This is a genomic window from Enterocloster sp. 210928-DFI.2.20 (assembly GCF_020554465.1).
In the GTDB taxonomy this organism is placed as follows: Bacteria; Bacillota; Clostridia; order Lachnospirales; family Lachnospiraceae; genus Enterocloster; species Enterocloster bolteae.
This window is the reverse complement of sequence record NZ_JAJCHK010000012.1, coordinates 113,991-129,514: the sequence shown is the minus strand read 5'-3', so window position 1 is coordinate 129,514 and position 15,524 is coordinate 113,991. Positions and strand designations below refer to the sequence as shown.

Sequence of the window (15,524 nt, the reverse complement as noted above, 5' to 3'; positions counted from 1 at the left end):
TCCATGGTTCGTCAAGGCCCTTGTACCCCAGAAATGCCCTAATTATACGTTACTTTTTTAACAGTCTGATATCTCCTCCATATAATGGGATAATCCTGTATCCGCTCATAATCCTGGATGTAACACGGTCTGTATAGGAATCCCTGAGCCGGGCCAGGGTCAGGTTGGTGGATATGATGGTGGAACGGCTCATGTTCATCCGCTCATTGATGCAGTAAAACAGCTGGGAGGAAGTAAAGCTGTTGTTTAACTCCGTTCCCAGATCATCAATGATGAGAAGATCACAGTCCAGGATAAACCGGTACATGTCCTTCATGTCCTCCGCATTATCATAATCAAATTTATTCCTGGAAAATACATCAAAGAGATCGCTGGCTGTCAGATAGATGACAGAATGGAAATCATCCATCAGCTCCCTTGCAATACAGTTGGTGAGAAATGTCTTTCCCACACCAGTGCTTCCTGTAAACAGGAGATTATCATGTTTCTTATCAAAGTCACGGACAAACTCCCTGCATCCCGCCACTACCCGGCGCATGTAGGCCGCATTGGTAATACCCAGCTGGGGAAGTATCTCCGTATCATCGTAGTACTCATAACTCAGGGCATTAAAATTCTCCCGCTCCAGAACATCCTCCAGATTGGACTGGGCATGGAGCAGCTTCATCTGGGCCTGAAGGAAACAATGGCACTTACGGCCGTCTATCAGTCCCGTATCCCTACAGTCCGGACAGCGGTAATGAAGCTCCAGGTAATCGTCAGGATAGCCCGCAGCCCTGATAATAAGCGACTTCTGCTCCCGCAGATCCTTAAGGTCTTCCTTCAGCCTGTCCAGGACACTCTTATCCCCTTCCAGCAGCTTTTTGGCGCACGCCACGGAACGCTCTGCGATTTCCGCTTCCAGCTGCCTTACTACCGGCAGCCTGGCATAAATCTCTTGGCGCCGCTCCTCCAGTTTGTGGTGGTTTTCGATCTGCTGCCTTCCATACTCCCTCATGATTGCGTCATACTGGGAATTGCTCAGTGCCATGGTTCACTCTCCTTATGTGTATTAGGGCTGCTGCCCCACCCACTCCTTTACCTGCTTTAAGACCAGAGCATCATAGTCAGTATCCCTCTGCTTGAAATTATGAAACTGGTTGGATGAATTCTTCCTGGCTCCTGAGCCCTGCCTGGCTGACGAGACGCCGGAGTCATACTTCTGCAGCCTCTTCTCCCTGGATTCACCGCTCTCCTCCCTGGCAGCCGTGCGCTTTGCGTCCAGGTCCTTTATATCAGCCAGGCCCCGGACGCCGGCCTTCTGCCAGTCTGACAAAATCTTGTCCGCATACTGGAAGCTGGGGTTGTGGATGGCCGTAATAGTCCTGCTGCACGCTTCCAATACCACTTCCCTGGAAAATCCATAGTCCCTGAACCATTTGTCCATCAGCTTCTGCTCCGGTGCAGCCGGCTTCCTGTTATTGATGCCAAATGCCTTCATAACCGCAAAGGAATCACGGTTGTAGGAAGCGCTGTAATCCTTGGCCTCCAGCGCTGTCCTTATTCCCTTCTCATGCCAGCTCATGGCCACGGTCTCCATGTAACGCACCGATATGTGGCCGTTCTGCACACAGTATTCCACCAGATACTCCAAGAGCTCGCTGCTCATGGATAAGCCCTCATACAGATAGGCAAACACCTGGCAGTCTCTGGGAGTAAATACTTTATTCATGTACTTCTGGGCAATATAGAGAAGCTGGGAAAACTCCTCGTCCTGAGCCAGACGGTTTACCTGCTCCGTGGAATACACCGGAATACAGCCGTCCTCCTGGCCCGTGGTTTCTGTGCGCTCCCGGACAACGGCCGGCTCCTGAACAACGGCCGGTTCCCGCATGCCTGTCATGCCCCGTACCTCTGCACGCCCTGCGGTCCCGGTTTCCCGCTGAAACGGCTCAACCCGCAAATCAGGGACCGCTGCCTGTCCCCCATCCTGCCCACGGGTAAAGGTATGGCCTCCTGACTCCGGGCGGACCGGTTCACCCTGAACCGGCTGTCCCTGTTCAGAGGCAGCCAGCACTCCCGCCTTCTTCCAATAGGAGAGGGCTCTGCGAACATCTGACTCCGTATGGTTTAAGGCATCCGCAATCAACTCTATGGTGATATCCTCCCCCTGATGACGGAGCACATAGAGGTACACCTTCACATATTCGCCGTTGGCAGCAGCCATATATGTATCAATGAATTCATTGGCCACAGCCGTGACCGGAACACTCCATCTATCCTTCATATTTCCACCCATCCCTACCACTCCTTGCTTCATTCTATCATAACACATCCACTGCCAAAAGAAAATAGGCGCGGTTTTGCACACTCTTTGTTGTGGATAATGTGGATAATGTGGAAAAATGGTGGACATAACTGTCCCCGTTCTTCATAAAACTCCATTTTTACCGTATAAATCCAAGATTTTTTAAATCGTGCGACATTTTTTTATGTTAATCAAAAAATCCACATAGTTTCTTTACATAAAATGTTGAAAACTATGTGGATAATGTGGATAACTATTGTCCTAACAGCTTTTCTCCTACTTTTACAATGTCTCCGGCCCCCATAGTTATCAACAAATCGCCGTTCATACAATTTTCCAAAATAAATGTTTCAATCTCGTCAAAGGACGGAATATAATGGGCCTTCGTGCCCAGCTTCTCAATCCGGTCCGCCACATCCCGGGAGCTGACCCCCAGGGTATCTGTCTCCCGGGCTGCATAAATATCAGCCAGAACCACTTCATCCGCAGCGGACAGAGCTTCCGCAAACTGGTCCAGAAACGCCCTGGTTCTGGTATAAGTATGGGGCTGGAACACACACCACAGCTTCCTGTGGGGATAATTCCTGGCCGCCGCCAGGGTTGCCTTTATCTCCTGTGGGTGATGGGCATAGTCGTCAATGACCGTAACACCTGCCACCTCTCCCTTTTTCTCAAACCGTCTGTCCGTGCCAGTAAATCTCCCCAGCCCCGACATAATGGCGTCAAATCCGACCCCCAGCTCCAGTGCGATGGCAATGGCTGCCAGGGAATTATATACATTGTGCTCTCCCGTGACGCCAAGGGTGATGCGGGTCACTGTCTCTCCCTGGACTACCAGGTCATAGGATGGCCTGGCAAACCCGTCATATGTTATGTTACGGGCCGTGTAGGTACTGGAAAGATCCTTTCCGAAGGTAACCACCCTGCACCTAAGTCCCCTGGTGATTTCCTCCACCTTCTCGATTCCGCTGTTCACCACCAAAAGTCCTTTTGCGGGAAGCTTCTCGGCAAACAAACGGAAGGAATGGCGTATGTCCTCAATATCCTTAAAGAAGTCCAGATGGTCCTCCTCAACATTCAGTATAACCTCCATGGTGGGATAAAAGGACAGGAAACTGTTGGTATATTCACAGGCTTCTGTCACAAACAAATCAGGACCGCCCACACGGATGTTGCCTCCTATGTCCTTTAAAATACCTCCCACGGAGATGGTGGGATCCAGATCGCCTGCCAGGAGAATATCCGTGAGCATGGACGTGGTTGTGGTCTTGCCATGGGTTCCTGAAATAGCTATGGCTTCTTTGTAATTGCGCATCAGCTCCCCTAAAAGCTCTGCCCTGGAAAGCATGGGAAGCCCTTGATCCCTGGCCGCTCTGAACTCCGGGTTATCTTCATGGATGGCTGCCGTGTACACCACTACGCTGATTCCCGGCTCCCTCTCAATATTGGCCGCCCTCTGTCCGTAATATACCCTTGCTCCCTTCGTTTCAAGATGCTCTGTAAGAGCTGTCTCATGGGAATCGGAGCCGGATATGGAAAATCCCTCATCCAAAAGGATTTCCGCCAGGCCGCTCATGCTGATGCCTCCGATCCCGATAAAGTGTACATGTTCTGGTTTATTAAAATCTATCTGATACATAATCAATAATCCTTCCCTGTGCCTGTCATACATTTTCCTGCACAAAAATATCTCTTCCTTATTATATCAAAAAAAACCTGAAAAGCTATATGAAAAATGGAGAAATACCGGCTCCCCGGCACTCCTCCTTGACAGACCTGATATAGGATATGCGCTTTGACCGCGGCTTGAGCCTGCTCACCCTCTATCCAAAGCGTTTTTGCACATTAAAAAGGAGAGGCGCCATGTTCCGCTCCTCTCCTGATTGATTCCTATGTTTATCTCCTTATCTCCTGACAGCGATTATGCTGCCTGCTGCCTGAAAACCAGGTTCTTATACCGCTCAAGTGTAATCAGCAGCGCATTGCCCAGCACGCCGATTGCCAGAATCTCTCCGATACCCACTGTCACCATTGCCAAAAGAATCATATCCTCAGAACCATAGGCATATCTTAACACCCATGGAATGATAATGGTGTTAGCCATAATTGGAGGAATGCACACGCACCATTTATGCTTTCTCAGATACCATGAACCGGCTGCGCCAATTAACGTGGCCAGGCTTCCGAATACCACGTCCAGCGGCATGGCCCCGCAGAGCAGGTTGGAAAGCAGGCATCCTGCGAATAGTCCGGGCACAGCTGCCGGCGTAAAGAACGGCAGTATACAAAGGGCCTCCGCGATTCTGAACTGGACCGGGCCGAAGCTGATTGGAGCAAATACCATGGTAAGCGCCACATAGATGGCTGCAATCATGGCCCCCTGGGCCAGTCCGTACAGTTTCCTGTTGTTTTGTCTCATATTCTGTTGTCTCCTTTAGTTTTGTTTTAGGTGTGGAAGGTCTCGAACACACCGGTCGTTTGTTGTGAAATCCCTGGAAGTGCCGGGTTTTCACGGCCTTATTGCTGTTAATGGGATTGCAGGTGACAGGTGTCTGCGCTGTTTTTACAATCCCGCCAACTGATAAAGTATAACATCAGGCGCCATGATTTTCAAGACTTATTTAAGAGTAACCTGGCTATTAATCTGGCTATCCTTCCTCTGCCAGTAAAGCTGCCCCAATTAACCCGGCATCATCACCAAAGGCTGCAAATTTTACTTTTAAGTTTTCCGGACAGAGTACATAACGTTTTGCCTTTTCAAATATTTTCTCTACAAAATCCGGATTGTGCAGTGCTACCGACCCTCCAATAATTATGATATCCGGATCAATCGTACATGTAATATTGCCAATACCTTTTGCCAGTTTTTCCGCAGCATCCTCTATAATCTTTAAGGCCCTCACATCCAGTCTTCGGTATCTCTCAAACAATTCTGATGTTGACATTTGTCTCCCATACGTTTCCGATGCAATCCTCTGAAGACCGCTTCCGCTGCTTTGCTCATTCAATGAACCCGCATTGGCATTTTTATGGCAATAACTGTCGTCATTCACTACCATATTCCAAAATTCAGCCGCATTGGAGTTCGCTCCAATCACCAGTTTATCCTGATACACATATGCCCCTCCAATTCCCGTGGATATTCCCATAAACACCACAGATTCATAGCCAGCTCCTGCCCCCGCCCTTGCTTCTGCTAATCCAGCCAAATTAGCATCATTATTTAATGTAGTGCATATCCCCGTCCGTTCCTCCACATACTTTACAATCTCAAATCCATCCCAGCCAATCAGATTTGGCGGGCATAAAAGTTTACCTAACCTTATATCCATAGTTCCGGGGCACCCTATTACAATCCGCTTATACTGGTATGGTTTACTAAGAATAAAATCAATAAGCTTATCCATATTAAAGGCAGCTGTTATCCCCTTATCATTTTCAGTCCGATAGCTGTCAGTCATATTTCTTGCCTCGTCAAATATAGCTGCCCGAAGCTGCGTACCCCCGATATCAAATCCAACTGTTTTCATACCTTCCTCCTGAAATGATGCGCCAGCGTGTGCATAAAACTTCCTAGCAATCTGACATTGTCTTTCCCGTTCCGCACAATTGCTCAAAATCAGAAACAAACCGTTCTACGGCGGCCGTTACACATTCATTTTTTATCATCCCCTCCATAATGTCCGGTGCAATAGTAGAAGCACCAACTCCATACTCGCACAATTCCAATATCTGCTGTGAATTCTTAAAACTGGCTGCAAGTACTTCTGTCCTCATACCATTTCTTTTGAAAATATCATGAATATCTTTAGCTGTTTTCAATCCATCTGCACCCAGATTATCTATACGGTTCACATAGGGTGCCGTATAATCGGCTCCAGCTTTGCCTGCCAGGAAAGCCTGCATACGGGTATAGACAGCAGTGGCTGTCACATTCACCCCTTCCATCTTCAGTGCCTTTATTGCCTTAAGCCCTTCTCTTGTAACAGGAACTTTAATATATGTATTCTCGCCCAATTCCTTTAAAATTCTGCGGGCATCCTCAAGCATTCCTTCTGCATAGCCCGCAACAACCTGCACATGAAGTTCTGCTTCCTGACCTATGTATTCCCGAATTCCTTTTAAGATTTCAAAGGGCGGTTTTCTGGTTTTTGCAAGTATTGTGGGATTGGTGGTAACGCCGTCTACAGAATAAACACCGTATATTTCCCGTATCTTTTCCAAATCTGCATCATCAATTAAAATTTTCATATTTCTTGTCCTTTCATCCTTTTTATGGTTATATCACATTTATCACTCCGTTAGCCCTGGCAATCTCCTTCTTTTTCTCCAGTTCCTGGCGAGAATATGCCTGAGGATTATTCTTGAAACAATAGGCTTTATCCACAAGCTGATACTTTGCTTCCGCCAATGGATTATAGTTCAACAGTTCATAAAAAACCCCTTTGTAGATCCCCGATATGAAACTGCTGATACCTGCAATATTTTCCCGGCTTGTGGTAAGTCCCGGGATCATGGGTGTGCGAATAATCACACTATCCCTCTTCTCACCTTCCAACAGCAGACGGATATGGCCTTTGATACGTTCATTACACACACCTGTGTATTTTTTATGTGTTTTTGAATCAAATATCTTAAAATCAGCATAAATCAAATCCACCAATGGAATTACAGATTCAAGAATCTCTGTATCTACATATAAAGCACTCTCTATTGCTGTATGTACCTTTCTTTTTCTCATTTCTTTGAGAAACGGAATCAGAAAATCCGGTTGGCTCAACGGTTCTCCTCCTGAAAGGGTTACCCCTCCCCCATACCGGTAAAATGGGGCATCCTTCATAACGGCTTCCGCCGCCTGACTGACAGTCATGACTATACTATCCCACCGGATTGCACCTGACGGGCACTCTTCTATGATGTACTCCCAGTCCTCCTTCCTAGTGGCATCAAGCCTTATCTGATTCCCTTCCTTTACGATGCCCCCATGCTCCGCAAACCGGCAGCAGGTTCCGCATCCAATACACCTGTTTGAGAAATAGATAGGCCTAACCCTTGTGCTGATTCCTTCAGGATTATGGCACCATACACATGATAGAGGGCATCCTTTTAAAAATACAGTGGTACGAATACCTTCCCCATCGTGAGTGGAAAAACGGCGGATATCAAATATAGTTCCTGTATTTTCATTCATGATTCTCCTCCTGCCAATTCCCTCCCCTGTTTTCTTTCACTGATTAACATGCCCATCATATACCTGCATAACTGGTTCTTGCAATTATTTCATCCTGTAATTCCTCTGCCAGTTCTGTAAAATACGCAGTATAACCAGCCACCCTCACTGTGAGGCTGTGATACTGTTCCGGTTTTTCCTTTGCCGATATCAAATCTTCTCTGCGTACAACATTAAACTGTATATGTGGTATCTCTAAATCAACAAAGGTTCTAAGAAACCGGGCAAACTGATCCACGCCCTGCTCTGTTTCAAAAAATTCCGGCAAAAATTTCATGTTCAGCAATCCGCCGTTGCTGGTCAGACTTTTATCCAGCCTGGAAACAGATTTAAGTACTGCCGTTGGGCCCTGGGTATCCCGTCCATACACAGGCGACATGCCTCCATCAGCCAACGGTGTACCTGCATGCCTTCCATCTGGCGAAGCCCCCACATTCTCTCCCATAGGAACATGGGCTGATACAGTGTACATACCAGTATGGTATGTTCCTCCTCTGTAATTTCTATACCTGGATAAACGGTCTCTGAATCGCTCAGCCCATTTAGCTCCCATCCGGTCCACCCACTCCACATCATTTCCATATTTAGGCGCTTTATATAATAAAATGGCACGCATGGTTTCCCATCCCTTAAAATCTGAATAAAGGGCTTCTAAAAGCTCCGCCGCCGTTATCCTGCGCTCATCATATACAAGCTTCTTAAGTGCTGCCAGGCTGTCTGCCAGATTAGCAACCTGAATCATCTGAATACCCGAGAAATTATAGCAAGCCCCCCCTGCGGTTACATCCATACCCTTTTCAATGCATCCATTGATAACAGCGGAAAGGAAGGGTGTGGGAAGAAGTTCCATATGAGCCTTCTCCACATCTTCACAGACCTTTACCATTAAATCTATATATTCTTCAAGATATTTTAAAAATACATCTTCAAGTTCCTGGAATGTTCTATAATGCCGTAAATCTCCATAATACGGAGCCATCTGCTTTCCAGTCAGCAGACACCTGCCTCCTGTCAATGCCAGTTCCAGAACCTTGTTCAGATTAAACATAGCTGCATCGCTCCACCCCAAATTATTACCCTGAGTGGTCAGCTCCACACATCCTACAATAGCATAATCCATAGCATCCTTTTCTTCTATACCAATTCCTTTAAGGGCAGGGATCACTGCTTCATCATTAAAAAACTGCGGCATTCCGCTTCCCTTAGCAACTACCCTTACAGCCTGTTTTAATAATTCATCTCCTGTTTTCCGATGAAGTCTTACGGACAAATTGGGCTGCGGCATTCCCAAATGCTCCTGGGCTTTCAGCATCAGAAAAGACAGCTCATTGACAAAATCCCTCCCCTCTTTATCCTGACCCCCCACCGCAACATTAAAGCCAATTGGAAATCCTGCAAAGTATTTTGCACTGTTTCTGTTCCTCATATAAACAATCTCATTAAACTTAATCCACAGGCATTCTATGATTTCCAATGCTCTTTGCCTGTCAAGGCGACCTTCTCTCCTGTCCTTATCATAATATTCCCATAACAGTTCATCCAATCTTCCCGGCGAAAATGAAGAGGCATTGGATTCCATATGCAGAATTACAAACAGGAACCATAGTGATTGAACAGCCTCATGAAACGTTTCCGGAGGCTGTTCAGAAATTCTGCCACAAATACGGGCCAGTTCCAGAAGTTCTGTTTTTCTGTGAGACGGGATACTATAAGACACATTCAAGCCCTGTGCCATCTGCTCCAAAAGCATCTGATACCGCCCCATGAAATGAATGGCTCCTGTCATCACAATGGAAACACTTTCATAAAAAATCTTTTGTTCTCCTACGGCCGTTTTAAGACATTGGTCTGCCTCCTGCCTGATTCCAGCAGGCCCTTTATGAAGCCATTTGCTGCAATCCGGACAGATATGCCCCTGGGCATGATCCTTCTGATTGATTTTCACGACTTTTGCTATGCGGTCAATCTCACTGCCGCAGCGCTGCCTTAGCACATTTTCCAGTGACTTCCCCTTCCAATATGGCTTAATCACTTCCCGAAAATATGCAATATCCTCCTGCCGGACTTGAAAGGGATCCTGGGCCCTGCCCGGGAGGCTTTCAAATTCCTGGTCAATCCAAGAAATGCCGCTCTCAGGAAAGACAACACCTTGTCTGACTCCCTCTGTCCGATTCCCCACAACCAGTTCTTCCGGTTCTGCATGAATCTCCATCTGCTCCAATGCTGCCTTTAATGCCAGGGCACGCGTAAGTATTCTTGGCTTACCCTCATTTGCTTTGTATGTATCTGTAATAATCTTAGCCTGTTCAATGGACACATACCTTGGCTCCGTTAATACTTTTTCTTTTAAAATACATATGCGAGTACTCATAATCAGATTTTTCATATTCGCCGCCCCTGCCAATTCTCCGCATTATTATTATTTATTATTTTTTTATCCTGTTTATTCTGTTTTCAGTATATTCTTTATTACCTGTTCTGTCAATATTTTTATTATTTAATATATATTTATTATTATTATTTATTGTTTGTTATCATTATTTAAAAAACATGCTTCTGCCATCAAGACAAAAGCATGTTTCCTTCTATAATTTACAGCCATTCAAAATTATATTCTATTAACTTCTCCTCTATATCGGAGGGCGGCGCACTCTCCAAGATGGCCCCTGAAAAATTATCAAGTCCTGCATATTTATATGTTCCATCTGCATTAAATTTCCTGGTTTCCAACATCATGTATGCAGCTTTGCTCCTGTTCAGGGCCGCTCTTTTGGTAATCCCATCCTCCACCATATAGGTGGAGACACTGTTATCAAAGACATCAACACCAACTGCTCCCATAAATGCAAGATCAAACCGAAAATCTTCAAGCTGTCTGTCTGTAAGACTCCCCGTAAAACCATCTCTTCCACTGCTAAAGGAACCTCCCAGCATTATAAGCCTTGATACAGTAGGTACCATAAATTCCAGCATGATATCCACCATATTGGTGACCACGATAATATTTAACGTTGATTTCACGATAAGTCTGGCTAATTCCAGATTTGCGGTCGAAATATCCAGAAACACCATATCATCATCTTTAATCAGCTTCATTGCCTTAGAGGCAATCATCTGCTTTGCTTGCGTGTTTCTGTCCTTTCTCTGTGACACATTCAGATCATGGAGATTAACTCTTTTCCTCATGGCTCCTCCATATGTCTTTTTAAGCAAACCTTTTCTTTCAAGGATAGTCAAATCCTTGCGTATGCTGTCCTCTGTAATCTGAAATAACTCACTGAGTTCCTTTACACGCACAGAGCCATTCCGATTAACAAGTGCCACAATCTGTTCATGCCGTTCTTCTGCAAACATATATCATTGCCCCCGTTTATTACTTTTTCACAATTATATCATATTTCTTATTGTTGTGCACAGAAATATTCCTGTAAATGGTTTATACACAATAAAAGTAATATTCGAATTTACAATGACGTTTCATTTAAACGTTTAACTAACCCTTATAATTAAACAGACCCAGCGCCGCCCATTTCCTGTCCAACTTCCTCCATTACTTCTCTCCATAGACTGAATCTTGGCAGGGAACCTTCCCCCCATCCGCATCCGCCGGATATAACAGTTTTTGGTCCTCCCTGTCTCAGGGCATCACAAACCTTCTCTTTAATATGGGCCTTTACAATTTCCCTGTCATCTCCTTTGAAATCATCTGACGGAAGATAACGGGCAGCCGGATCCCTGTACCCAAACTCGTTAGCATGCTTTAATCCGCCTACCAGCACTTTATCCGTCAGATTTCTCATCTCACCAATGGAATGCATGGCCGGATCTTGATCTGACCAATTAAAGGCGTCTACCGGATAATCCAGGAACCACTCTGAAGTGGCTGCATCCCCATGACACACATGAGCCATGTTAAACCATGTCCTGTTCTTAACCGCCTCAATATTTCGTATATCATATTTCTTGCCAAATTCCTCAAACATTTCTTTCCCCATCAGCTTAGCCATTCCACACTGATATCCAAAAAAGAATCCTGATGCTCCCGCATCCAGAAAAGCTTCCATAAGCTTTTCATTCGTCTCCGCGATCATCTCAAGAGCTGGCCTGCAGTATTTCTCCGAATGTATAAAGTGGGACACAATCGTTTCCTGTCGGAAATAACCGCCTGTCATTTCCCCCATCCATATAAATGGGCTGAATATAGTAGGCAGAACCGGCACCTCTCCCTGAAAATGGTCACATATCCGTTTACATGCCTCGACCTCTCTGCCAAGAGCACCTTTTTTTACATCCGGAGCCTTCAGCCTTGCCCATTCATGAGGATCGTTTACCGCATTCACCGTTACATTAAGCCAGGTATCATCCATAATATGTGCTGCAGGCTTTATCTTCTGCCCAAAATCTTCTGTAAAATACATTCCATTTGACATAAGTTTGATAAAATCAAATTGGTAGCTGTTCTGGTATGCAATTGTAGCCTCCGTAAAATCCTTTACATTTCTGTCAACCAAGCTCATGTGCGGCCCCCATGCTGTATACGCAGGACGGTCCAGAATCCGTCCTTCCTTTACTGCTTTCAGCCTCTGAGTATGTGTAATCATAACTTACCTCCTGTTAATATAATATATTTATTCCTCAACAAGGCCTCCGAAATAAGCCTGTTGAACTTTATCTGATTCAAGCAGCGCCTGAGCCGTATCAGACAATACAACCTTACCTGTCTCCAATACATAGGCTCTGTGTGAATGTTTTAATGCTACTTTGGCATTCTGTTCCACCAACAAAATGGTGGTACCCAGCTCGTTAATCCGCTTTATTTCCCTGAAAATCTCGTTAATTATAAGAGGTGCAAGCCCCAGGGAAGGCTCATCCAAAAGCAGCAGTTCAGGCTGTCCCATCATCGCCCTTCCGAGGGCCAGCATCTGCTGTTCACCGCCCGAAAGCGTTCCGGCCACCTGACTCTCACGATCCTTTAGTTTTGGAAACAGGTCATAGACAAGTCCCATACTTGTCTTAACTGTGGAATCGGATCTGGAATACGCTCCCATCAACAGATTATCCTTAACCGTAAATTCAGGAAATATCTGGCGTCCTTCAGGTGACAGGATAATCCGTTTATGTACAATAACCCGGGTATCTTTGTTGGTGATATTATCTCCATTAAACGTAATCGTCCCCTGGTCGCATCGTTTTAGGCCCATGATAGTTTTCATGATTGTACTTTTTCCTGCTCCGTTGGCTCCTATCAGAGTGATGATTTCACCTTTATCAACCGTCAGATTTATCCCCTTTAATGCCCGAATGCTGCCATAATTAACACTTACATTCTTCAACTCCAACAAAGGCATCACAATCACTCCTTTCCCAGATAAGCTTCCACAACTGCGGGATTTGCCTTTACCTCTGAGGGCGTTCCGCTTCCAATCAGTCTTCCGTTATCTAATACATAAATACGTTCACAGATATTCATGACAAACTTCATATCATGCTCAATTAGAAGTACGGTGTATCCCTGACGTTTCAGTTCTCCAATAGTCAACCTCAAGGTTTCCGTCTCAGACTCGTTCATACCGGCTGCGGGTTCATCCAGCAAAAGGAGTCTGGGGTTACTGGCCAAAGCCCTGGCTATCTCCAGGTCCCGCTGTGACCCATAAGGCAGGCTGGTTGCCATTTCATATCTTAAGTCCTGCAGTTCGAACAGCCGCAGCAGATCAACTGCCTTCTTTTCACATTCCTCCATCTCCTTTCTCTTTGCCCTGGTATTGAATATGGCAGTAAGGAGATTTGTCTTTGTTCTGGTATGCATCCCGATGAGTACATTGTCAAGGACCGTCATTCTGCGGAAAAGTCTTATATTTTGAAAAGTTCTGGCAAATCCCAGCTCTGTAACTTTATATGGTTTCCATCCCGTTATATCCTTTCCCAGCATCTCCACTCGTCCCTCAGTGGGATTATAGATACCGGTGATACAGTTAAACAGCGTAGATTTGCCTGCTCCATTAGGTCCAATGATTCCAACAATCTCTCCCTCATTGACACACATATCCACATGTTCCAGAGCTACCAGCCCTCCAAAGCGCTGAGTTAGATTCTTAACATTTAACACCTGACTCATGGCCATCCCCTCCTGTATCTGAATCAGCCTTCCATGCCATTCTCTGACTGATATACTTAAAGTTCACGGCGCCGAATAACCCCTGGGGCCTTACCAGCATGAGCACTACCAAAAGCACACCATAAATCAGCTGCCGGTACAGCGAAAAACTTCTCAGCAGTTCCGGTATAACCGACAGGACAATGGCACCTAAAAAGCTTCCGAAGGTGCTTCCCAAACCGCCGAATATGACCATGACCAACATTTCATTGGATTTTGTGGAGGCAAAATTCGTAGGGTCAATATATCCTGTATACTGTGCGTAAAACGCTCCTGCCAGCCCTGCCATCATGGAAGAAATCACAAAGATCATCACCTTGTATTTGAATACATGGATTCCCATGGATTCAGCAGCCAGCTCATCATCCCTTATTGCCAATACTGCATTTCCGATCCTGGAGTTCATGATATTATGGACAATCACACCGCATACAATCACACAAGCCAGAATGAACAGGTATAATTGTGTTTGAGACTTAATCTCAAATCCAAAGAATTCCGGTTTCTTGATAGCCATAATACCCAGAGGTCCCCTGGTGACGCTCATCCAGTTCAGCTCCACAATTCGGATAATCTCGCAGAACACCATAGTGACAATGGTAAAATAGTAACCATTTAATCTCAGTACAGGCATACCCAGAAAAACACCGAAAAGGCCAGACATAAGAACTGCTGCCGGTAGTGTCACCTGGGATGGCAGCCCCATTTTTGTGCAGAGGATAGCCGCTGTATATGCACCGATTCCAAAGAAAGCCGCATGGCCAAAGGACATCTGCCCCAGCATTCCGCTGAGCATATTAAGGCTCAACGCCAGAATTACATACATCAATGCGATTGTAGCGATTCTGATAACATATTGTGATTTGAACAGAAATGGAAATACAACTGCCAGGACAAGCGTCATTCCCATAAGTGGGTACTTATAACGAATCAGAATACAACTGAATTTTTCTAACATTCCGCTTCTCCCTTCTACACTTTATTAATCTGTTTCTTGCCAAACAATCCCACAGGACGGAATAGCAAAATCACAATCAAAACAGTGAACGCAATGGCATCCCGGTATCCGGAACTCATATACCCAGCTACAATTGTTTCAATAACTCCCATGCAAAGTCCACCCACCACAGCGCCTGGCAGCACACCCACTCCACCCAGAATAGCTGACGCGAATATCTTCATACCAATCATGGCACCCATAGTAGAATCAATTGCCTGGTAGTACATACCAACCATAGTACCTGATATGCAGGCCAGCACCCCGCTGCATATAAACGTAAAGGATATAACTCCGTTTATATTCACACCCATCAATTTGGCTGCCTCCATATTTTGACTTGTACTGAGCATAGCCTTTCCCAACTTTGTTTTATACACAATCAGTGACAAAACTGTCATGAGAATGAAAGCTACTGCCAATATAATGACCTGTGTCCAGCTCACTACTGCATTTCCTATATAAAATCGCCCCAAATCCAGTTTGTTTGGAAAAGATTTCGTCTCACTTCCGAAAAACAGCATGACAAAATTATCCATGATCATTGACATACCCAGAGTGGTGATTAAAGCCGAAAGATTAGGCGCATGCTTTTTCCTCAGGTACCGCAGCGCAAACCGCTCCAGACAATATCCTGCTGTTCCGGTCAGAATCAAGCTCAGCAAGAATGCCACCACAAAGTTACCAGTCAGAAGGTAGAGCATAAGGGACAGATAAGCTCCCAGCATGTACAGCGAACCATTGGCAAAGTTGGTCAGTTTGATCACACCGAATACCATTGAAAATCCAATGGCTACCAGAGCATATGTACTGCCAATTGTCAGTCCATTTATCAATTGCTGCAAAAACATACTCT

The 15,524-nt window shown here is 45.5% G+C and carries 14 protein-coding genes; all 14 read right to left on the bottom strand.

Annotation, left to right across the window (positions count from 1 at the left end):
* Positions 1–49 precede the first annotated feature (49 nt).
* Positions 50–1,030 carry an ATP-binding protein gene (locus LI015_RS13000; protein WP_002570170.1) on the bottom strand — a complete coding sequence of 327 codons (981 nt, stop codon included), beginning with the start codon at positions 1,028–1,030 and terminating at the stop codon, positions 50–52.
* Between the two features lie 21 nt (positions 1,031–1,051).
* A complete protein-coding gene (locus LI015_RS12995) occupies positions 1,052–2,278 on the bottom strand; it encodes a DnaD domain protein (RefSeq protein ID WP_227125303.1) in 1,227 nt (408 codons plus the stop codon).
* A gap of 262 nt (positions 2,279–2,540) precedes the next feature.
* The gene (gene murC / locus LI015_RS12990) at positions 2,541–3,926 is read right to left on the bottom strand and encodes a UDP-N-acetylmuramate--L-alanine ligase (protein ID WP_002568111.1); all 1,386 of its coding nucleotides are present in this window, start codon (positions 3,924–3,926) and stop codon (positions 2,541–2,543) included.
* A 282-nt stretch (positions 3,927–4,208) separates the two neighbouring features.
* A complete protein-coding gene (locus LI015_RS12985) occupies positions 4,209–4,706 on the bottom strand; it encodes a QueT transporter family protein (protein WP_002568112.1) in 498 nt (165 codons plus the stop codon).
* 229 nt (positions 4,707–4,935) lie between these two features.
* Positions 4,936–5,817: an ROK family protein gene (locus LI015_RS12980; protein ID WP_054354100.1), complete on the bottom strand. Its 882-nt coding sequence runs from the start codon at positions 5,815–5,817 to the stop codon at positions 4,936–4,938.
* Between the two features lie 43 nt (positions 5,818–5,860).
* Positions 5,861–6,538 (bottom strand): fructose-6-phosphate aldolase, encoded by a 678-nt coding sequence (locus LI015_RS12975; RefSeq protein WP_227125301.1) that lies wholly within the window; start codon positions 6,536–6,538, stop codon positions 5,861–5,863.
* A 28-nt stretch (positions 6,539–6,566) separates the two neighbouring features.
* Positions 6,567–7,478 carry a glycyl-radical enzyme activating protein gene (locus tag LI015_RS12970; protein ID WP_227125299.1) on the bottom strand — a complete coding sequence of 304 codons (912 nt, stop codon included), beginning with the start codon at positions 7,476–7,478 and terminating at the stop codon, positions 6,567–6,569.
* Positions 7,479–7,533: 55 nt separating this feature from the next.
* Positions 7,534–9,903 carry a glycyl radical protein gene (locus tag LI015_RS12965; RefSeq protein WP_227125297.1) on the bottom strand — a complete coding sequence of 790 codons (2,370 nt, stop codon included), beginning with the start codon at positions 9,901–9,903 and terminating at the stop codon, positions 7,534–7,536.
* 206 nt (positions 9,904–10,109) lie between these two features.
* On the bottom strand, positions 10,110–10,871 hold the full coding sequence (locus tag LI015_RS12960; RefSeq protein ID WP_227125295.1) for a DeoR/GlpR family DNA-binding transcription regulator: 762 nt from the start codon (positions 10,869–10,871) through the stop codon (positions 10,110–10,112).
* A 152-nt stretch (positions 10,872–11,023) separates the two neighbouring features.
* Positions 11,024–12,118, bottom strand: a complete 1,095-nt coding sequence (locus LI015_RS12955) for a uroporphyrinogen decarboxylase family protein (RefSeq protein ID WP_054354098.1) — start codon at positions 12,116–12,118, stop codon at positions 11,024–11,026.
* A gap of 27 nt (positions 12,119–12,145) precedes the next feature.
* Positions 12,146–12,865: an ABC transporter ATP-binding protein gene (locus LI015_RS12950; protein ID WP_330628615.1), complete on the bottom strand. Its 720-nt coding sequence runs from the start codon at positions 12,863–12,865 to the stop codon at positions 12,146–12,148.
* 5 nt (positions 12,866–12,870) lie between these two features.
* Positions 12,871–13,632, bottom strand: a complete 762-nt coding sequence (locus LI015_RS12945) for an ABC transporter ATP-binding protein (protein ID WP_002589539.1) — start codon at positions 13,630–13,632, stop codon at positions 12,871–12,873.
* Positions 13,610–14,629, bottom strand: a complete 1,020-nt coding sequence (locus LI015_RS12940) for a branched-chain amino acid ABC transporter permease (RefSeq protein ID WP_227125293.1) — start codon at positions 14,627–14,629, stop codon at positions 13,610–13,612. Before LI015_RS12940 ends, LI015_RS12945 begins: the two co-directional genes overlap by 23 nt.
* Positions 14,630–14,643: 14 nt before the next feature.
* A complete protein-coding gene (locus LI015_RS12935) occupies positions 14,644–15,519 on the bottom strand; it encodes a branched-chain amino acid ABC transporter permease (RefSeq protein ID WP_002589537.1) in 876 nt (291 codons plus the stop codon).
* Positions 15,520–15,524 lie beyond the last annotated feature (5 nt).